This is a genomic window from Bifidobacterium sp. ESL0819, from assembly GCF_052606245.1.
On the sequence record NZ_CP199587.1, the window covers coordinates 741,183 to 761,027 of the forward strand.

Consider the following 19,845-nt stretch of genomic DNA (forward strand, 5'->3'; position numbering starts at 1 on the left):
CGATCAGATGGACTGCCAGTCAGGCTTGTTGGCATATGCCCACTTGTAATAGTCACGGTTGCGCAGCCGGGAAGCGGCGGCCTCGTCTACGATCACGGTGGCGTGAGGATGCATCTGGAGGGCGGAGGCCGGGCAGAAGGACGATATGCCGCCCTCCACGCTCTCCGCCACGGCCTCGGCCTTGCCGGCCCCGAAGGCCAGGAGGACCAGCTGGCGTGCCTTGAGGATGGTCCCGATTCCCTGGGTGATGCAGTGGATGGGCACCTGGTCCATGTCATCGTCGAAGAAGCGGGCGTTGTCGATGCGGGTCTGTTCGGTCAGCGTCTTGATGCGGGTGCCCGAAGCCAGGGAGGATCCAGGCTCGTTGAAGCCGATGTGCCCGTCGGTGCCGATGCCCAGTATCTGCAGGTCGACGCCGCCAGCGTCCTCGATTGCCTGATCGTATGCTTGGCCAGCGTCCTTGATGGTATCCAGGTTCCCATTGGGCACCCTCACCTTGGCAGGGTCCAGGCCCAGGGGTTCGACCACTGTCCGGTCGATGGTGGACCGGTAGGACTGGGGGTGGGCCGGGTCCAGCCCCGCGTACTCGTCCAGGGCGAACCCGCGCACCTGGGATACGTCGATCCCCTCTTTGTGGACCAGATCGGCCAGCGCTTGGTATGCCGCCAGCGGGCTGGATCCGGTGGCCAGACCCAGCACGCAGTCGGGCTTGCGCCGAATCAGGTCGGCCGTGCAGCGGGCGTAGATTTCGCCGGCCTCTTCCTGGGACTTGACGATGATGATTTCGGTCATGATGCGATTTCCTTTCCAATAAAGTGGGATGGGCGGCCATCGGCGGCCATGCGTCCTGCCAGGGCGGCACCAATGGCTGCGATAGGCAGGTCAGCTGGAGCCAGACGCAGCCGGTCGGGCAGATTCAGCGAGGCGATGAAGTGGCTGCAGGCTGCGCTTTTATTAAGATGTTCGGTGACCAGATCCAGCAAGGGTTGACCGGTCCTGCTCATGCCGCCGCCAAGGATGATGACTGCTGGATCGATGGTCAGAGCCACGATCTGTACGGCTAGGGCAATGCCATGGCCGATGGTTTCCTGTACCTCTTGGGCACGCTGGTTCCCTCGGCCTGCCTGGGCGATCAGGTCAGGCAGGGGGTGAGTGATTCCCGGCCAGAGGGATTCCACAGCCGAGCCTGAGGCCACGGTCTCCAGACAGCCACGCTGGCCGCACTTGCAGGGAAGCTGATGGGCATCCACCGGAATGTGACCAATTTCACCGATTGCCCCGCTGGCTCCGTGTTCGATTCGCCCCCCGCGGATAATGCCCGCTGCCAGACCGGTGCCTAGGTTGATGAAAACCACTACATGGTCATCCTGGTCGGGCAGGGCCCTGGGGACGTCTCGTCCAGGCTCTGAAGCAGGGCGTCTGGCCTGGTTTCGTGCGGCTTGGGAATGAGGCGTGGTTCCAGGGGATATCAGGGTCTCGCCAGCTTGCGAAGCGGCCCCCAGAGCAGCAATGTTGACATCATTCTCGACCCGGACAGGCAGGCCGGTTGTTTTTGCAATGGCTGGCCCCAGAGCCATGTGGCGGATTCCCAGGTTGACGGCGTCGTCCACTATTCCTTGATTGGCATCAACCCGCCCCGGGATGCCGAGTCCTACGGTGACCGAGCCACGATTCGGGCCCACTTGGTCCAGCAGGTGGCGAATCAGCGTCACCGTGTCGTCATGAACCTTTTGGCCGCCTTCGTGCGTGGGGATTCGATGGCAGGCCAGCAGATGCTTGTCGCCATCCATGGCCACGCCCTCGATCTTGGTGCCGCCGATGTCAATTCCCAGGCTGATCGGGTCGACTTGGATGCTGTCTGTGTACGCCCTGGGATGCGGGGTCGACGTTGCCATCGATCTCAGCGGCCCTGGGCCTGGTCTGCACGTCCCTGTCCGCAGGGCTTTTTGACGGCTGCGGCCATGGAGACCGCCCGAGCGTTGCAGAGGGTTGGAGCGTACTGAGTGATCATCATGGCCAATTTGATCCCCTGGCCCGGCGTTGCCCTGTAAGGCTTGCGCTGGCCAGCCTGCTGGTAGCTGTTGAAATGCTTGGAAATGCGCCACTGATTGTTCCCTGCCCAGCTAATGACCTGGTCGATGATGCGTCCGGCGCGCTCGCGGTAGTCCTCGTTGTCCAGTAGGTATCGGGGATTTATAGCGGACGGTGAGACTCCCGAACGGTTCGGTGTCGTGGTCATGGCGATCGCTCCTTTGCTCGGCGGGGGGTTGCGGCTGCTCCCGCTATCTGTTACAGCGTAACACGTAATTGTTAGGAAACTGAACTTTTCCTGAATGCCTCCCCCGCATTCCTCTCTGTGCTGCTGGTGTACAGACTTGAAAACAACTGCTTTGGATGCCGTAATGGCGAGATTTGGACCTATCCGGGCAAGGAAGTTTACAATATAAGGAGCAAACATGGATGGGCATGGTCACGGGGTTCAATGCCTAATCCCCGTGGCGGGTCCCCGTTCCCGCAATATCTATCATCAGGCGAATCATGACCAACAATACCGGCAACCTTTCCAAAGCGCTGCCCAAGTCGGTGCGGCATCACAACCGAGCCATTCTGCTCAAGCTGCTCTACCCCGATGTCAGTATGACCAGAGCTGATCTGGCGCGCGCCTCCGGGCTGACCAGGGTCGCCATATCAGATATTGTGGCCGAGCTGCTGAGCGAGCATCTGCTCATGGAGGTGGGGTATAGCAAATCCACTGGGCCGGGTAAGCGGGGACGGCTGCTGCGCATCAATCCCGACGGACGCAGCATCCTGGCTCTGGACCTTTCCACGCCCTACGTCTTCAGGGGGGCGGTGCTTAACCTGACCGGGCAGGTGGTGGCGCGTGAAGAGATTCCCCTGACTGCCAACGGCAGGGTTCCCTTGGACTTGGTTGGAGAGCTGACCGATTCATTGATGCAACGTGCAGTCCACCCCATCATGGGCATCGGCGTATCCAGTCCCGGCATCGTCAGTGCTGAAGGCGTGGTGGATGATGCCACCAACCTTGGCTGGGTTCAGACCGACCTGCGCGGCTATCTTCATGAGAAGACAGGCCTGGAGGTGACGGTCAACAATGATGCCAATAATGAGGTTCTTGCCGAGCAGCAGTTTGGCTCAGGCCAGTCCGACCTATTGCTGGTCCATCTTGGCGATGGAGTGGGGGCAGGGTTGCTGGTCTCCGGCGAACTGGTGACCGGTTGTAACCGTGCAGCCGGCGAGATCGGCCATGTGGTGGTGGACCCTTCTGGTCCTCAGTGCCGCTGCGGCAAGCGCGGTTGCCTGGAATCGCTGATCAGCGTTCCCAAGCTGACTGCTGCAATGGACCGGGATCCTGACAATCTAGCTAGCATTCTGCGACAGGCTGGTGAGCTGCTGGGCCATGTTTTGACCATGTCTATCGGCCTTATGGACATTCCTCGTGTGGCTGTTCTGGGGGACTCCAGAGTGGTCAACCGTATCTTCCTGAGCGCCATGGAAAAGACCATGAATGATGCCCTGGCTACTGATTTCCGACGGCCCCTAGTGGTTGATCGTTCGGCCCTGGGTGAGGATGCCGCCTTGCTTGGAGCCTGTAGCACAGTGGTTGCCGACTTGATCGAGCCTGACGGCAGTGTCTGAAAGTAGAGTGAAGACCTGTCTCGCAATCGTGCCGGGAATTGGTGACTCGCGCACAACGCCGAGACCTGCTACCATAGTGACTCGCATGCGGTTGGCCGAGGTCTGATCCAGGTAGCCGGATTTGCGGGCGTAGTTCATTGGTAGAATGGAAGCTTCCCAAGCTTCAGAGGCGGGTCCGATTCCCGTCGCCCGCTCTCACGAGGAGCATTGGAATGCCGAAGAAGGCGATGGCTTATAGCTTCTTATTCATTAAGTAAGTATAAATGTTCCAGCTATAATTAACCATGAAAGGAACAAAATTGGCTGTTTTTTAGAGACTGCTGCTCTATCTCTTACACAACTAGTTGCAAAGTCTGTTGGTGATGGGGTTCTTTCAAAGGTGAAAGCGATTAAACTGCAAAAAGATCAGAATGCAATGGCCAATGCATATGATGCAATTATCAACGATTTAGTGCAGGATCGGGCCGAAGCTATAAGGATAGCTCAGGCGTGCAAGACAGAGGTTGATAGGATCGAAATCAGTGATGATGACATCAACCACTTACATAATACTATAGAAAAACTGATTAGAATTTTTGGAAAATATAGTGCTGAATTTACTGAGACTGCCGATCAAATAAATGCACTTATCTCGGTTGATACGCTCAAAGCTATACAGCTTCTTGGCTTCAACTATAAGGAAGCAATTGGAGAGCCACTAACAAGAATATGTGCGAATGCAATTCAAAAGAGTTTATCAGGGAAAATTGCAATTAATTAGTAACTAGTTTCATCGATATCTTTACAAAGAGGGAATCCGATCAACGCGTTTTGCGAGATGGGTTCGCCGCTCATGACATGTATAAATACAAATCGAATATGGATCTGTTGAGTCAGTCTTCAATTTCATCTGTACTATGCCTTGACACGTAGTGACCTGTGCAATGGTTTCCGAAATGCGGGCCATTTTGTGGATTATGGTGCGTTGGTGAACACGAATGATTCTTGTTAACTGCGTATAACTGTTCGGCGCCATTCGGTTGGTAAAGTGACCTTCTGCATTGGCAATGTTTAGGTGAGGATCAGGATATTCAAAATTCGACGCAATAGCGATGGTTGAAATTACGTGATTCAAGAATATTAGAAACTGAGCTAATGCTAGGGTTTCGACTTTTGCGGGCTGATCTATAGCTTTTCCGGCCTGTGGCTTTTCTTTTTATCATTGTCGCTTTCGTCGTTTTATTTATCCTCTCTTTTCTAAAGTTGTTTTGGCATAAATGCCATTCCTTCAGACCCCTATAGGTCGTAAAACTCGTAGCAAAGAGATTTCTTTTGCAAAATTAGTATCTGGCGATATTCCTGAAAATTCTGGAGTGTCGAAGCACGGTGCCTTGGGTTGGGCAGTGGAAGATGAGGGGGTACAGGGAAGTATGGAAAGGACGGCCATCATGGCTGATTATCACGTGCAATACGACGGGGAACGCGAACTCTGGACAGTCAAGCGGGCAGGGGCCTCGCGCGTCTCCCGCACCTTCGCCACCAAGGGGGAGGCCACCAAGCAGGCCAAGGTCTTTGCAGACCGGTCTGGCGGCGGCGAGGTCAACATCCATAACAAGGGCGGCAATAAAATCCGCGACAAGCGCACCATAGGCAAGAAGGATCCCCGAGATATCAAGGGCTGAACTCCAACTGAGCTCTGGGTTCTTTCGCTGCCATCGGGCTCTGTGCAGGTGCTGAGCGTTGCGGCGATAAGTAACTATGCCCTTTTATCAGCCCGGCAGGATGTTGGGATGGTGAAGCATTGGCTGCCGTCGCCTGTCTGCATGCGTCCGCCCCCATAGACTGAAACCAACCGTGAAAGGTGGCGAAGTCGATGGCCGATGGATTCAACCAGCTGGATCAGCAGCTGGCGGACAGCGGGTATGACGAGGGTCTGCCAGACTCCTTCCCTCCTCGCCCAGACATTGATGAGCGTCCCATTCAGATAGCCCATGCCAACATTTGGAGTCGGTTTGCGGCGGTTACTGGGCTGGTCTCGGCCCTGGCAGGCGCGGCTTTGCTGGCCCACGCCATAGCCCCATCCAGGCTGGGGGTCATAGGCCAGGTGGGCATCTCAGCCTGGGTGGGTGTGTCTGTGGGCTTTGCTCTGTTGACCATAATCCTGGTCGCCATAGCCCGTCACTCCGGACCGGTTCCGATCAACCGGCCATCGGTGGGTTCGACAGGCATTATTCTTCTGATCTGTGGAATGCTCTTGACTGTGGCAGGCCTGCTCATTGCCAACGCTTCCCCGAAGGGCATCATCAAGGCCCCCGAGCGTGACGAAGCGCCCATCAGCTCGCCCCAGGCCATGACCGGCGGTATTGACAAGGCTGCTGGACAGTGCGCCTCCGGCTGGCATGACATCAGCCTAGGCGGATATGTGGGCATCTCCCAAGCCCGGTATTGCACGGATACGACCATGGCCTACGTAGTCTTCGACAACGATTCAGCGGCTTCCCTGGCCAAGGGGCCCATCCGCGCCCGTGTGCCTGACCTGCTCTCCCGCTATGGAGGCGGGTTGAAGCCCCAGGACTTGTGGTTGCTGACCGGCAAGCGTTGGATGGTGGTGGGCAGCAAGACCCAGGTGACCGGACTGCAGGGCCAGTGGGGTGGCCAGGCCGAGCCGCTCATCAGTCAGCGTTGAATGACCGGACCGGTCGACTATCGTGGCAGGTATGGATCAAGCGCAAAAAAATGACGGCGGATTGGTAGGTCGGCCTTCCACGGTGGTGCCCGGACGTTTTGGCCAGAAGCTCAAGGTCGAGCAGGTTCGTTGGTCCCGCCAGCAGGGCACAGCCAACCCCTCACGGCCCATTTTTGTACTCATGCACGGCTGGGGCTCCAACGAGGAGGACATGGCTGACCTGATGCGCTACGTTGCCCCCTACAACGACTATGCATCGCTGCGGGCGCCCATGGTAGTGCCTGGCAGCGAGCGCGGCATGTTCGGCCCGGGCTACACTTGGTTCCACGATATGCGTCCTGAGCAGGAGGACCTGGACCGGGATGGCTACGCAGCGGCTCGCGCTATAGACGATTGGGTCGCTGCCAGCATCCCCGAGGATCGACCTGTGGTGGCCATGGGCTTCTCTCAGGGAGCCATGCTGGCTGTTCACCTGCTTCGGGTTAACCCTGAACGCTACCGGGCCTCCATATGTCTGTCAGGGTTTCTGGCTCCCGGCCTGGTGTCCGGCACCGCTCCGGCGGATGAGCGCCTGGCTGGCTTGAACAAGCCGGTCTTTCTGGGTTTCGGTTCGGATGACACCACGGTGCCCAAGTACGAATTCCGCGCCCTGGCCGCCTGGCTGGACGAGCACGTATGGCTGCACACCACCGAGTACGACCACTTGGATCATGCCGTCGACATGCGCGAGATGAACGACCTTCGCCAGTGGCTGGGCGAGATTGATGTGACTTCGGGCCTTATGTAGATTGGTTCACAGAGCCGAATCGGCGTCGACCTGCATGACGTAGACGTTGCGGCGCATCTTCCTGGCTGTTGTGCGCGAGATCTCCCCGGATTCGACCATGTCCTGGATCTGGCTCAGCTCGATGGCGTATCCCTCGCGCTTGGCTTCCTCAACCTGATCTCTGACGGCAGGCATGCCCGCGTATTCGGTCTTTCCCTCTGCCGATGATTCGATCATCTGGTGGTTGATGATGGTGTTCAGCAGGTCCTCGGTCTTGAAGCGGCCCTTGCCCAGCTCGGAGTAAAGCTTTTCGATCAGGAAGTGGTTCATCTCCGCCTGCAGGTGGCGCCCGGCGATGAAGACCTGGTCCTTGTCGATCTGCTGGGTCAGGTGCTTCAGGCGATGAAACTGGCTGTGCAGCAGGCCTTTGATGCGTCGGCGAGCCGTGTAAGCCCTCCAGCGCAGCTCCCCGCCCCTGTCCAGGTGGAAGAGGGATCCGGATATGGTGGATAGGATTTTGCGGGCAGCCTGTTCCTGGCTGCGCAGATTCAGGAGTTCCTCCTGGTCGTTTCCGTGCTCGCTGCGTTGGTCGAACAGCTGGGCATCAGCATCCCTATCAGCTACTGTCTCGGCTTCGGTGCTGGGTTCGGCATCGGTCTGGGTCTCAGACTGCGTTGATGCAGAGGGCTGCTCTATCTTTGTGTTTTCGCTCTTGAGCTTCTGCTCCAGCTGATCCTGGGCCTGTTCGATCCTGCTCAGCCGCTCCTCCATGTAGTCCTGCTCCCACTCCATGGTCTGCACCTGCAGATCCTGGAAGTCCTTGGGGGAATACTGCCCGATCTGCGACTTGAGTTTGGCGATGCGGTGGTTGTACTGCTTGATCACGTGCTGGATGGCCAGCCGGTTCTCGTCAGTAATCCTGCTGGAGAGCTCCCGAACAGTGCCTCTGAGCACCTTGATGGATTTTTCGACCTGCTGTGCCGGCACCTCGCTGTTTTGGGAGGGCGCCAGCAGCGGCAGGGCGAAGTTGGCTAGCACCAGGGTGACGATGATGACCCCCGCAGCCACGAAGATCAGCTCGCTGCGCATGGGGAAGGCAGATCCGTCATCGGTCATATAGGGGATGGTCAGGGCCAGGGAGAGGGTAATGGTCCCCTTGGGGCCGCCGAAGGTCATGACGGCCGCTGATCTCAGGAGCTTGCCTGTTATCCGTTGCCTGCTGCCGGTTTCGCGGTCCTTGGTGAAGATCAGGACGCTGGCTGTCCAGAGGAAGCGCAGCACGATCACAGTCAGGCAAACCAGGGTGATCGTAGCCACCAGCATCCAGTTGCTGACCCTCCGGTCTCGCCAGCTGGTGCCCATGGCCGCCGGCAGCAGCATGCCCAGAAGGACGAAGACCGCACCGTTGAGACTGAAGGAGAGCACCTTCCAGACGCTGGATGAGACAATGTTGGCCTTGGATGTGTTGGGGCCTACTCCGGTGTGGTCGAAACGGACCAGCAGCCCGGTGGAGACCACGGCCAGGACTCCGGACACATGCAGGATGTTCTGCCCGACCAGGTAGATCAGGAAGGGCAGGAAGAGCTCCAGCAGAATCCTGGTAGTGGTGGTTTCCCAGCCCAGGCGGCGAGCGGACTCGAAGAGCCAGTTGACCACAAAGCCCATGATCAGACCGAAGCCGATGCCGCCCACGAACTCGAGGAGGAACTCACCCAAGGCCTGGGGCAGGGAGAAGGAGCCGGTCACAGCGGCCAGGATGGCGAACTGGAAGCCGATGACGCCGGTGGCATCGTTGAAGAGCGATTCGCCAGCAAGTATTGAATGTTCGTCCGGCGTGAGGTCGGCGCTCTCACCCAGCGAGGAAACGGCCACAGCATCGGTGGGGCCCAGCGCGGCACCTAGGGCCATGGCTGCAGCAAGGGGGAACATGGGCCAGGCGGCGTGCAGGATGACACCCACCATGAGCATAGTCAGAGCAGCCAGACCAATGGCTAGAGAAAGGGATGACCGCAGTCCCTTGAGCAGTTCCACCTTGTTGATGGTGTGGGCCTCATAGTAGAGCAGGGGTGCAATGAAGAGGACCATGAACAGCTGGGGATCCAGCTGCATCCGCGGGAAAATGGGCAACAGGGCCATGACTGCGCCCAGGACGATCTGGACCAAGGGGGTGGAGATCCGTGGAATGAACCTGGAAATAAAGGAAGAGATGAGGACGGCAGCAAGTATGCACAGAATAAGGATGAATGTTTCCACGGGCTTCCTTTCCGCCACGCAATCCCGGGCGGGCTGCCACAGGCCCGACTAGCAGGGTTCGTTCGACCAATGAAGGAATCTCCGAGTGCAGGGTCGCATGAGGATCGACGTCGCATGGTCCAGTATACGGAATGTGCGTATCCAGGAACGGCATTAATGGACAATGTGCGCCAAGTTGACACTTCAAGCCAAAATGCTGGACAGAATGCGCTCGCGATAGGCGAACATTTGTGAAAATCCGGCCCGGGACTCCTCCTCGGCGCATGACGGGACGGCTCAATCGGTATACTCATGAAGACCGGGAAGGCTCCGAACCTCCCAGCGGGGCACCGCTTGCGGCGGCTGACCATGGAGCCCCATCTCTTGACCCTGGGGACTTACGCGCACGCTATTATTTCCCCGATGCTTCCGGACATCCCCCGGTCCTGAAGGAAGATTGCAAGAAAACTGCAGAGGGTCGCATGCGGGGACAAATGACCGATCCGGTTTGGAAAGGCCAGGTTGACCGATGACATCATCCATGACATCTACAAACATTAAGAATCAGAACGCAGCGGCAGCAGGGGCTGATATGCGTTTCGGCGACACAGATTGGCACAGCCTGGAGACCTCGGCTGTGCTGGAGACCCTGCGCACCGGGGACCAAGGTTTGGATACGCAGGAGAGCGCACGCCGACTGGAGCTCTTCGGTCCCAACAGCCTGGCCGAGGCCCAGGCCAAACCCCGTTGGAAGCTCTTCCTGGAGCAGTTTGCCGGCCCTCTGATCGCCGTCCTGATGGTCTGTGGCATCATCACCATTTTTCTGCAGCACTATGTGGATGCTGCAGCTATTTTCTTGGTCCTTATTCTCAATGCCATCATCGGCTACGTACAGGAGTCCAAGGCGGACAAGGCCGTGGAGGCCCTGACCACTCTGTCCACCCCTACCACGCGGGTGGTGCGTCAGGGCCGGATGGAGCAGATTGACGCCGATCAGCTGGTTCCAGGCGACCTGGTCCTCCTGGAAAGCGGCGATCGCATCCCCGCCGACCTGCGGCTGATCGAGGCCCTTCACCTACGCATCGATGAGGCTATGCTGACGGGCGAAAGCGAGGATGCCAAGAAGAACACGGATCCCGTGGACCGCGATGCAGCCTTGGGCGACAGGCGCTGCATGGCCTTCTCAGGCACCATGGTCACCAGCGGTCGTGGACGAGGGCTGGTGGTGGCCACCGGCTCCGACACTGAGCTGGGCGAGATCAACGATCTGGTCCATGTAGCCAAGGGCCGCACGCCCCTGCAGCGGATCATCCACCGCACCGAGGTGGGTATCGCTGTCGCCGTTATCCTGGTGGCCATCTTCGTCTTCATCGGCGGAGCCATTCTCAATGGTGATGCTACGGGGGCCTTCCTGTCTGCAGTCTCCTTGGTGGTGGCCTCCATGCCCGAGGCTCTGCCCATCGTGCTGACCGTGGCCATGGCCTTGGGGGTCTCAAGGATGGCTGAATACCATGCCATCGTCCGCTCACTGCCGGCGGTGGAGACCCTGGGCTCTATCACCGTCATCGGCTCGGACAAGACCGGTACGCTGACCCAGAACCGCATGACCGTGGAACAGTTCACCCTGGGCGGCGGCCATCCAGTCTCTGTCGAGGGTCTGGACCTGGGCGCAGCGGCTGTATCCGACGACGATCGCATGCGCGGTCTGGCCGCCCTTGCTCGGGCCGGGGCTCTGACCAATGAGGCCCACCGGCAGCCGAATGAACAGGGCGACATCGAGTACAGCGGCGACGCGGTCGATATGGCCATGGCCCGCCTGGCCGACCAGACCGGGGCCGTGACCGCTGAGGATTTGGACGCTCCTATCGTCATGGAGACCCCCTATGAGCCGGAGCTGCTTCACTCCATGACCATCCGCCGCAGCCCGGACGGTACCCTGACCCAATACGTCAAGGGTGCCCCGGATGCGGTCATGGCCATGAGTCGAACCATGCTGGATCCGGATGGCCAAGTCGTCCCCCTGGATACTCAGGCCGTCCATAAGTCCTACGAAGCCATGGGCTCCCAGGGGCTGCGGGTGATCGGCGTGGCCAGCAGGGTCCTTTCCTCTGACCAGGATCCCTCCTCCCGTCGTCGACCTGACGACCTGACCTTCCTGGGGCTTGAGGGCATGCTTGATCCGCCTCGACCCGGCGTGCGCGAGGCCATCGCCGAATGCGCCGGGGCCGGCATCCGCGTGGTCATGATCACCGGCGACCACCCGGTGACTGCTGCCGCCATAGGCCGACGCCTGGGTCTGGAGCACACCGATCAGGCGCTGACCGGCAGCGAGATGCTGGAGATGAGCGACGAGGTCCTCCGGGCCCGTCTGCGTGAGACCTCCATCGCCGCCCGCGTCTCCCCCCAGGACAAGCTGCGCATTGTGGAGGCCCTGCAGGACGAGGGCCATGTGGTGGCTGTAACCGGCGACGGCGTCAATGACGCCCCGGCGCTGAAAGCGGCCTCAGTAGGCATCGCCATGGGCCGTTCCGGCACCGACGTGGCCCGGGAGGCCAGTGATGTGGTTCTGACTGACGACAACTTCGTCACCATCACCCAGGCCGTGCGCCAGGGGAGGGTCATCTTCAAGGCCATCCGAGGGTCCGCTTACTTCCTCCTGTCCACGGCTGCAGCCGCCATGATCGCCGTGGGGGTCAATGTGATCGCCGAGGAACCCCTGCTCTTCCTGCCCCTGCAGATGCTCTGGATCAACTTCGTGACCAACGGCGTCCAGGACATCGCCCTGGGATTCGAACCGGGCAACGGGGATGAGCTGGAATCGCCTCCGCGTTCGTCTGGAGAGGGTCTGCTCTCGCGGGTGCTCTGGGCGCGACTTGCCGTCTGCGGGCTCTGGATGGCCACCTGCATTCTGGTCCTCTTCCGCCTCAACATCAACGCGGGGATGGATCTGGCCCTGGCCCGGACCATGGCACTGACCCTGTTGGTCCTCTTCAACTTCTTCGTCGCCATGTCGGCCAGGTCCGAGAACAGGTTGATCTTCCAGCTCAATCCTCTGGACAACACTTTCCTTCTGGTGGCCTCGTTTGTGGCCCTGGGCATCCATGCGGGGGCCATGTATCTGGCTCCGGTTGCAGGCGTTCTGGGCATGGCTCCGTTGAGTGCAAGCCAATGGCTTGTCTGTCTGGGCATTGGACTGACGGTCCTGATCTTCAGTGAGGGCGACAAGATGATTCGTGCCTTCCTGGCCAAGCGAGGCATTGACACGTCCGGGCGGCCTAAGGGCCATCTGCACCATGTGCGCCGCCGCATTGCAGGCATGATCAACTGAACTGATCTGTCGGGCTGGACTGTCAGACTGAACCCGTGCAAGAACGGTGGAAGGCGCCCATGGAGGAGGCCCTGCGGCTGGCCGGCCTGGCCAAAGAGCAGGGGGATGTGCCCGTGGGCGCCTTGGTCTTGGATGCCTCGGACCGTGTCATCGGCCGGGGCTTCAACCAGCGGCAGGCCCTGGGTCGCCCTCTGGCCCATGCCGAAATGGAGGCCATCAGGAGGTCCAATGCGGGCTGGGATCTGGCAGGGTGCACCATGGTCGTCACCCTGGAGCCCTGTCCAATGTGTGCAGGAGCCCTGATGGTCTGCCACTTCAGCAGGGTGGTCTTTGGCGCCTGGGATCCCAGGATAGGAGCCTGCGGGTCGGTCTGGGATCTGCCTCGTGACCCGCACGCCGGATCAAAGGTCGAGGTGCTGGGCGGTGTGTGCGAACAAGCGTGCGCCGGGATTCTTACTGACTTCTTCGCCAGTCGCCGCCAGGACTAATGCCTGTTTTTAGCGGCGGTTGTGATTGGCTCTGTACCGTTGGAAGGCCGGGGTGACCTGGAGGGCCGCCCAGATGCAGCGCAGGACAATCAGGCAGAGGTAGGCGGCGAACAGATCGGCGCCCACACGGGCGCTGACTCCTGATGCCGCCCAGGTGCCCACCGGTGTGGTCAGAGCGGCCACGATTCCTAGAAGCAGCCCTTGACCGGCGTGAACCAGGTGGTGGCGCAGGTTGGTGAACGTCCCCGACAATGAACTGGGCAGAATGGCCAGCAGGGAGGTGCCTCGTGCGATCAGGTCGCTGGCGCCCAGCAGGGCCAGGGCCGGCACGGCGATGGCTCCCCCGCCTACGCCCAGCAATCCTGACAGGGTTCCGATCAGGACGCCGACCAGCAGAATGATCAAGGCCACCGCTGGGCTCAGCTGGATGCTGCTCTCCCTGGAGGGTGTGGACAGCAGCTGCTGGGCAATGACAGCCAGCAGGAAGCACACGTAGAGCCACCTGAGCATCACCTCTGGAAGCCGGTCCAGCAGCCAGGTGCCGATCTGCGCCCCGATGACCGTGCCTACGGCAAGCAGCAGGGCGGCAAGCCAGTCCACATGCCCGCCCAGCGCGTAGGAGGCCACTCCGGCCAGCGACATGGGGATCATGGATGCCAGCGAGGTGGCCGAGGCCTGACGTTGCTGCAATCCGGTCCATACCAGTGCAGGTACGATGATCGATCCGCCGCCGATGCCGAACATCCCCGACAGGAATCCGCTGATCACGCCCACCAGGATCAGGATGGCCAGGGTCCGCCGGTCCGTCCCTCCGGCTCCTCTCTGCTCTTTCTGCATGGGTTCCAGCCTAGGTCGACGTCTTCTTCGGGCTGGCAGGATGTCCGCGTATGCCCCGATGGGCCTCGATCAGGCTTGGCGATGTCTTTCAAGGTGCGGGAATTCACGCATTTCAAGTCCGTATGTCCACCATGCGACCGTTGCCCTGGTTCCCCTCTGTAGCCTCGGCATACTGCTTGGTATCCCCCGGGCTGGTCCCCGGAGGTGCGTTGCCTATTCAAAAGAAGTAAGAGGGTGTATTTCGATGCGATATGCGGTCATCGGTGCCGGAGCCATGGGCTATCGTCTGGGCGTGCTACTGCAGGAGCAGGCCGGCCTGCAGGTGGACTTCGTGGATACTTGGATGCCCAATATTGACAAGGTTCATGACCAGGGAGGCGTCTATGTCTCCCGCGATCATGAGAATCGGCATCTGGTGCCCGTCAGCATTTGCACCCCCGAGGAATACAAGGGCGATCCCGACGTCTGGATCGTCATGCTCAAGCAGATGCAGCTGGAGGAGGTTCTGGATCGTTGCGCATCGCTTTTCCGCGACCATCAGGTGGTCTTCTCGGCCATGAACGGCTGGGGGCACTTCGACAAGCTGCTCAAGTACTTCCCCAAAGAGCGCATCTACGGCGGCACGGCCATGATCGGTACGGTCCTCAACGGGCCCGGTGACGTGGACTTCATCGGCAAGTCCGGGGCTGGCTCCGTGCATCTGTGCGCCATGACCGAGCAGACCACCGACTTGGAGCGCCGTATGGCCGAGGACTTCAAGGCCGCCAATCTCAACCCCATCCTGACCGAGAACTTCGAGGGCACCTGCCTGGCCAAGATCATCTTCAACTCAGTGGTCAACACCATATGCACCATGTACCAGATCACCATGGGCCAGTTCGTCTCCTACCCGGGTGCCAAGGATATGTCCCGCCAGCTGATTGACGAGGCCTATGACGCTTGCGAGCGGGCGGGCAAGCAGCTGATCCAGACCCGGCAGGAGACCCTGGATGAGGTGGACTACGTCAGCCGCGTGGGCAATCCCCTCCACTACCCCTCCATGTACCAGGACATGTCCAAGGGCCGCCCGACCGAGGTGGACTACATCAACGGCTATCTGGCGCGCCTGGGACGCGAGCACGACTACGTCTGCCGGACCCAGGAGTTCCTGACCCACGGCGTCCATCTGGCTGAGCTGGCTTTCCGCGTCCACCACCAAGAGCAGGCCGACCAGGGGTGAATGGGTGTTTTATAGTGGGGGTGGCACGAGGACGTCCGACCCCGTCCGGCCAGGAGGACGATGACCCAGGAAGAACGCATGCAGCTGCCCGACCGGGTGCGGACCAACGGAGCCACCCCCAATCCCTGGTGGGCCAACGCAGTGGTCTACCAGATCTATCCGCGGTCCTTCCAGGACACCAACGGCGACGGCTATGGCGATCTGCCGGGCATCACCCAACGGCTGGATTATCTGGCCGACCTGGGCGTGGACGTAATCTGGCTGAGCCCGGTCTACAAATCCCCCCAGGACGACAACGGCTATGACATTGCCGATTACCAGGACATCGACCCCATCTTCGGCACTATGGACGACATGGACGAGCTTCTGGACCAGGCCCACCGGCGGGGGATCAAGGTGATCATGGACCTGGTGGTCAATCACACCTCGGATGAGCACGCCTGGTTCCAGGCCTCCCGCAACAAGGATGACCCGCACGCCGACTGGTACTGGTGGCGCCCTGCCAAGGCCGGCCAGGAACCGGGGACTGTCGGCGCAGAGCCCAACCAATGGGGGTCCTACTTTGGGGGCTCCGCCTGGCAGTACGATCCGAAGCGGGGCGAATACTACCTGCACCTGTTTTCCAGGAAGCAGCCCGACCTCAACTGGGAGAACCCCCAGGTTCGGCAGGCCGTCTTCGACATGATGAACTGGTGGATGGATCGGGGCATCGACGGGTTCCGCATGGATGTGATTGTCATGATCTCCAAGACCGTTGACTCCGAGGGGCATCTGCCTGGCGAGGAGGGGTCAGCCATTGCTGACGGTCCCGTAGGACCCGAGGGGTATTCATCCTCGGCGCTCTTCTGCGTGGACGGCCCTAGGCTGGATGAATTCCTCAGACAGATGCGCAGCGAGGTCTTCCAGGGTCGGCAGGGCTACCTGACCGTGGGGGAGGCTCCCAGCCTGGCACCTGCCCGCAGCGGGCGGATCACCGACCCTGCCAACCATGAGCTGGATATGCTCTTCCTCTTCACTCAGACCGAGGTTGACACTGGAGGCAGCAAGTGGGACATCCGCCCCTTCCGGGTCTCCCGGCTCAAGGCGGTCATGGACGAGCAGCAGCAGGCTGTGGCCAAGGCTGGATGGGCCAGCCTTTACTTCGACAACCACGACCAGCCCAGGATCGTCTCCCGTTGGGGCGATACCTCCAGCGAGGAGCTGCGCTCGCGTTCGGCCAAGGCTCTGGGGCTTCTTTTGCATATGCATCGGGGAACCCCCTACATTTATCAGGGCGAGGAGCTTGGCATGACCAACGCCGGCTTCACCAGCCTGGACCAGTACCAGGATCTGGAATCCATCAACCTCTACCACCAGCGAGTAGATCGGGCGCACGAGCAGGACCCGGACTCCATGATGGACGCTTTGGCCTATATGAGTCGCGACAACGCCCGCACCCCCATGCAGTGGGACTCCACCAAGTTCGCTGGCTTCACGGCTTCTTATGCTCCCAAGGAGCCCTGGCTGGCCGTCAACCCTAATAGGGATAAGGTCAATGCCAAGACTGAGCTGCGCGATCCGGATTCGGTCCTGGCATTCTACCGTGAGCTGATCCGCCTGCGTCATACCAATCCGGTCGTGGCGGCGGGCGACTTCTCTCTTCTGGACCCCGAGGCAAACCAAGTTTACTCTTTCACCCGTTCCTTGGACCAGGCCCCGGAGCCCAAGTCGGGTCCCGAGGCTGCCAGCGTTTTGGATGCCCTGCCATGCCAGCGCCTTCTGGTAGCGGTCAACCTGAGCAGTCATCCGGCCTCGCTGCCGCCTCAAACCGCCCAACTTATGGGTCTGGACCAGACTGGATTCACCTCTATGGCCCTTGGGACGGTGGATCCCGACCGGATCCTCATATCCACCTACCGTCCGGAGCAAACCGCCAGCTCACTGTTGACTGGTCGCCTCTCCCCATGGGAGGGGTTCGTCTACCGACTCTGAGGAAAACCCCGTCGCCGACGCGCGTTCCCGGCTAGAGTGGAAGTCAGTGATGCCCTGAGGGGCCTGTGTGGACCGGTTGGGTCTCCAGGTCCAGGGGCGATGGGTCCGCGTAACGGTCAATCATGACGATTCCGCCGCGGACGGAAAAAGAAAGCGGGTTGCATGTCTCGTCTGATCATCGTTTCCAACCGTTTGCCCATGTCATTGCAAGCACGGGAGGACGGCTCCTATACCCTGCGCCAGAACGTGGGAGGACTGGCCACGGCCATTGGCCCCTATCACCGTTCCCATAAGGACAGTCTTTGGATCGGCTGGAGCGGCATCGATCCTCAGAAGTACTCGGAAAAGGAGCTGGACCGCATCCGGCAGGCCTACCGGGAGAGCCGGTGCATCCCTATCTTCCTGAGCAAGGAGGAGCTGAACGGATACTATGCCGGCTTCTCCAACAACACCCTCTGGCCGCTCTTCCATGACTTCTCGCATGAGGCCGTCTTCCGTCAAGAGGACTGGGAGATGTACCGCAAGGTCAACATGCGTTTCGCACAGGTGGTAGAGCCGCTCATCCGCAAGGGCGACACCATCTGGGTTCAGGACTACCACCTGATGCTCCTGCCCAAGATGTTGCGCGAACGCTACCCTGACGCCTCCATCGGCTGGTTCCTGCACGTGCCCTTCCCCAGCGCCGAGATCTTCCGCTCCCTGCCTTGGAGCCGGGAGATCCTTGAGGGCGTCCTGGGTGCCAACTTGATCGGCTTCCATACGGTGGATTTCTCAGCCAGTTTCCTGGCTTCGCTGCACAGGCTGCTGCCAGAACTGCCGGTCAACCGGGACGGCGTGGTCGAGATGCCTGACGGCCACCGTGCCGCCATTGACGCCTTCCCCATCGGCATTGACTACAACCTCTACCGGCGTACCGCCCATTCCAGTCTGGCCCGGGCCATGCGTCGAGGAATCGACGAGGTCTGCGGCAAGTCTCCGCGTCACCGCTATCGCACCTCGGTGACTGCCGAAGGGGTGGCGGCCAACGAAGCCGCCGCCTCGGACGCCAACTGGTGGAGCCACTACATGAAGGAGGACATCCCCGAGTCCACGCTGGCCAAGCAGGCGGCCTCCTCGGTGGGCAGCCGGTCCAACAAGGTCATCGTCTCGGTGGATCGGCTGGACTACACCAAGGGTCTGCCCGAACGCCTTCAGGCCTTCGGCCGCATGCTGGACAAGTACCCTGAGTGGGTGGGCCATGTCACTTACTACCTGCTGGCCACCCCCTCGCGCGAGGTCGTCGAGTCCTATCAGCGGCTCAAGGCCCAGGTGGACCAGCTGGTGGGCGAAATCAACGGCCGTTACTCCCTGTTGGCATGGACTCCCATCCACTACATCACTCGTTCCCTGTCCATCAAGCCGGTCTGCGGAATCTACACTGCTGGCGACGTAGCCCTGGTCACTCCTTTGCGCGATGGGATGAACCTGGTGGCCAAGGAGTATCTGGCCTGTCACGACGGACGCGACGGCACGCTGGTCCTGTCGGACATGTGCGGGGCTGCCGATGAGCTGACCGATGCCTTCATCGTCAATCCTTACGACATCGACATGGTCTGCGAGGCCCTGCACAACGCTTTGGAGATCACCCCCGAGGAGTCCAGGCAGCGCAACATCCGCATGCAGGCCAGGCTCAAGGTGCGCACCGCAGCCAACTGGTGCACCTCCTTCCTTGATTCTCTGCGGCAGGTGTCCGCTCCCGGCATGACCGATAGGAGATTGCGCATGGATCACCATAACGCCATCGTTCGCCAGTGGGACGGCGCCCATCGCCGTCTGGTCCTGTGCGATTATGACGGGACGCTGACCCCGCTGGTTCGCCGACCTGAGCGGGCCAAGCCTACCCAGTCCCTCCGCCGCCTGCTGACCCAGGTGGGGAGCAATCCCGATGTGGACTTCCTGCTGGTCTCCGGCCGGAGCCACCAGATCATGCAGGATTGGTTCGGCGACCTGCCGGTGGGGCTGATTGCCGAGCATGGCGCATGGAACCGCAACCTGCCTGGCAGCAGCTCGAACGAGTGGCAGCGGGCGCAGGGTCTGCCTGACTCCGATACCTGGCAGAAGGTGATCCGGCCCATCATGGAGGAGTCGGCTGCCAGGGTCCCTCACTCCTTCGTGGAGAGCAAGTCCGATGCGGTGGCCTGGCACTACCGGATGAGCGATGCCCAGGTAGCTGACCAGGAGCGCCAGGATCTGCTCCGTCGTTTGCGCGGCGTGGTGGTCGGCCTGGGGCTGATGATCATGGAGAATTCCAAGGTCGTTGAGGTTACCCCCGTGGCCACCAGCAAGGGCCAGGCCATCCTGCCCCTCGTCAGCAGCGGCGACTACGACTTCATGATGGCCTTGGGCGACGATGAAACGGATGAGACCATGTTCGCGGTCATGCCCGACAAGGGCTGGACCATCAAGGTTGGACCAGGTCAGACCAAGGCGCGGTTACGGGTCAACGACCCGACCGCGGTCACTCTGCTGCTGGCCGATCTGGGTGCTGGCGTGGCCCGCGACTCTGATGAGCCCGTGGCCTCCCACGACTTCCGCGATGATCATACCGTGGTCGACGAGGCGCATGCCCAGCTCACTGACGATAAGTAAGGGAGGCGGCGGTCAGTCATTATCGCTGACTGCTGGTGAATGCCGATAGCTTCA

The 19,845-nt window shown here is 60.5% G+C and carries 15 protein-coding genes and 1 tRNA gene; 11 read left to right on the forward strand and 5 right to left on the reverse strand.

Annotation, left to right across the window (positions count from 1 at the left end; genetic code table 11):
* Positions 1-3: 3 nt before the first annotated feature.
* From nagB to ACUIAD_RS03235, 3 genes are read right to left on the reverse strand one after another with little or no spacing between them, the layout of a single operon-like run.
* Complete coding sequence (nagB, locus tag ACUIAD_RS03225) at positions 4-792, reverse strand: glucosamine-6-phosphate deaminase (protein ID WP_110451512.1); 789 nt, start codon at positions 790-792, stop codon at positions 4-6.
* On the reverse strand, positions 789-1,895 hold the full coding sequence (locus ACUIAD_RS03230) for an ROK family protein (RefSeq protein WP_445343663.1): 1,107 nt from the start codon (positions 1,893-1,895) through the stop codon (positions 789-791). The genes nagB and ACUIAD_RS03230 overlap by 4 nt, the downstream gene beginning before the upstream one ends.
* Positions 1,896-1,900: 5 nt before the next feature.
* Positions 1,901-2,239, reverse strand: coding sequence for an AGE family epimerase/isomerase (locus ACUIAD_RS03235; protein WP_181414374.1), 339 nt, complete (start codon positions 2,237-2,239; stop codon positions 1,901-1,903).
* A gap of 299 nt (positions 2,240-2,538) precedes the next feature.
* Between ACUIAD_RS03235 and ACUIAD_RS03240 the strand changes: the two genes are divergently transcribed.
* The 6 genes from ACUIAD_RS03240 to ACUIAD_RS03265 all read left to right on the forward strand — a co-directional run bounded on the left by ACUIAD_RS03240 (position 2,539) and on the right by ACUIAD_RS03265 (position 7,109).
* Complete coding sequence (locus ACUIAD_RS03240) at positions 2,539-3,657, forward strand: ROK family protein (RefSeq protein ID WP_110451515.1); 1,119 nt, start codon at positions 2,539-2,541, stop codon at positions 3,655-3,657.
* Positions 3,658-3,780: 123 nt separating this feature from the next.
* Positions 3,781-3,851 (forward strand) — tRNA-Gly (locus tag ACUIAD_RS03245).
* A 185-nt stretch (positions 3,852-4,036) separates the two neighbouring features.
* A complete protein-coding gene (locus tag ACUIAD_RS03250) occupies positions 4,037-4,417 on the forward strand; it encodes a hypothetical protein (RefSeq protein WP_445343664.1) in 381 nt (126 codons plus the stop codon).
* Between the two features lie 667 nt (positions 4,418-5,084).
* Entirely contained in the window at positions 5,085-5,318 is a 234-nt protein-coding gene (locus ACUIAD_RS03255; protein ID WP_110451768.1) for a DUF2188 domain-containing protein, read from the forward strand.
* A gap of 191 nt (positions 5,319-5,509) precedes the next feature.
* A complete protein-coding gene (locus tag ACUIAD_RS03260) occupies positions 5,510-6,322 on the forward strand; it encodes a hypothetical protein (protein WP_445343665.1) in 813 nt (270 codons plus the stop codon).
* Between the two features lie 31 nt (positions 6,323-6,353).
* Complete coding sequence (locus ACUIAD_RS03265; protein ID WP_110451518.1) at positions 6,354-7,109, forward strand: alpha/beta hydrolase; 756 nt, start codon at positions 6,354-6,356, stop codon at positions 7,107-7,109.
* A gap of 6 nt (positions 7,110-7,115) precedes the next feature.
* On the opposite strand, the gene ACUIAD_RS03270 is transcribed toward ACUIAD_RS03265, so the two are convergent.
* The gene (locus tag ACUIAD_RS03270) at positions 7,116-9,341 is read right to left on the reverse strand and encodes a cation:proton antiporter domain-containing protein (protein ID WP_445343666.1); all 2,226 of its coding nucleotides are present in this window, start codon (positions 9,339-9,341) and stop codon (positions 7,116-7,118) included.
* A gap of 571 nt (positions 9,342-9,912) precedes the next feature.
* Here ACUIAD_RS03270 and ACUIAD_RS03275 point away from each other — a divergent pair.
* Together ACUIAD_RS03275 and ACUIAD_RS03280 are read left to right on the forward strand one after the other, a co-directional pair.
* A complete protein-coding gene (locus ACUIAD_RS03275) occupies positions 9,913-12,648 on the forward strand; it encodes a cation-translocating P-type ATPase (RefSeq protein WP_445343667.1) in 2,736 nt (911 codons plus the stop codon).
* Between the two features lie 59 nt (positions 12,649-12,707).
* Positions 12,708-13,136 carry a nucleoside deaminase gene (locus ACUIAD_RS03280; protein ID WP_445343668.1) on the forward strand — a complete coding sequence of 143 codons (429 nt, stop codon included), beginning with the start codon at positions 12,708-12,710 and terminating at the stop codon, positions 13,134-13,136.
* Positions 13,137-13,145: 9 nt separating this feature from the next.
* On the opposite strand, the gene ACUIAD_RS03285 is transcribed toward ACUIAD_RS03280, so the two are convergent.
* The gene (locus ACUIAD_RS03285) at positions 13,146-14,033 is read right to left on the reverse strand and encodes a sulfite exporter TauE/SafE family protein (RefSeq protein WP_445343787.1); all 888 of its coding nucleotides are present in this window, start codon (positions 14,031-14,033) and stop codon (positions 13,146-13,148) included.
* Positions 14,034-14,217: 184 nt separating this feature from the next.
* Here ACUIAD_RS03285 and ACUIAD_RS03290 point away from each other — a divergent pair, with 184 nt between their 5' ends.
* From ACUIAD_RS03290 to otsB, 3 genes are all read left to right on the forward strand, one after another.
* Positions 14,218-15,192, forward strand: a complete 975-nt coding sequence (locus ACUIAD_RS03290; RefSeq protein ID WP_445343669.1) for a ketopantoate reductase family protein — start codon at positions 14,218-14,220, stop codon at positions 15,190-15,192.
* 60 nt (positions 15,193-15,252) lie between these two features.
* Entirely contained in the window at positions 15,253-17,163 is a 1,911-nt protein-coding gene (locus tag ACUIAD_RS03295; RefSeq protein WP_445343670.1) for a glycoside hydrolase family 13 protein, read from the forward strand.
* A 162-nt stretch (positions 17,164-17,325) separates the two neighbouring features.
* The gene (otsB, locus tag ACUIAD_RS03300; protein ID WP_445343671.1) at positions 17,326-19,791 is read left to right on the forward strand and encodes a trehalose-phosphatase; all 2,466 of its coding nucleotides are present in this window, start codon (positions 17,326-17,328) and stop codon (positions 19,789-19,791) included.
* Positions 19,792-19,845 lie beyond the last annotated feature (54 nt).

What these genes read in the sequence shown, in the direction of transcription:
- ACUIAD_RS03295 (WP_445343670.1), top strand. Translation starts at nt 15,253, where the DNA reads ATGACCCAGGAAGAACGCATGCAGCTGCCCGACCGGGTGCGGACCAAC.
- otsB (WP_445343671.1), top strand. Translation starts at nt 17,326, where the DNA reads ATGTCTCGTCTGATCATCGTTTCCAACCGTTTGCCCATGTCATTGCAA.
- ACUIAD_RS03290 (WP_445343669.1), top strand. Translation starts at nt 14,218, where the DNA reads ATGCGATATGCGGTCATCGGTGCCGGAGCCATGGGCTATCGTCTGGGC.
- ACUIAD_RS03260 (WP_445343665.1), top strand. Translation starts at nt 5,510, where the DNA reads ATGGCCGATGGATTCAACCAGCTGGATCAGCAGCTGGCGGACAGCGGG.
- ACUIAD_RS03280 (WP_445343668.1), top strand. Translation starts at nt 12,708, where the DNA reads ATGGAGGAGGCCCTGCGGCTGGCCGGCCTGGCCAAAGAGCAGGGGGAT.
- ACUIAD_RS03265 (WP_110451518.1), top strand. Translation starts at nt 6,354, where the DNA reads ATGGATCAAGCGCAAAAAAATGACGGCGGATTGGTAGGTCGGCCTTCC.
- ACUIAD_RS03255 (WP_110451768.1), top strand. Translation starts at nt 5,085, where the DNA reads ATGGCTGATTATCACGTGCAATACGACGGGGAACGCGAACTCTGGACA.
- ACUIAD_RS03275 (WP_445343667.1), top strand. Translation starts at nt 9,913, where the DNA reads ATGCGTTTCGGCGACACAGATTGGCACAGCCTGGAGACCTCGGCTGTG.
- nagB (WP_110451512.1), bottom strand. Translation starts at nt 792, where the DNA reads ATGACCGAAATCATCATCGTCAAGTCCCAGGAAGAGGCCGGCGAAATC.
- ACUIAD_RS03240 (WP_110451515.1), top strand. Translation starts at nt 2,539, where the DNA reads ATGACCAACAATACCGGCAACCTTTCCAAAGCGCTGCCCAAGTCGGTG.
- ACUIAD_RS03235 (WP_181414374.1), bottom strand. Translation starts at nt 2,239, where the DNA reads ATGACCACGACACCGAACCGTTCGGGAGTCTCACCGTCCGCTATAAAT.
- ACUIAD_RS03230 (WP_445343663.1), bottom strand. Translation starts at nt 1,895, where the DNA reads ATGGCAACGTCGACCCCGCATCCCAGGGCGTACACAGACAGCATCCAA.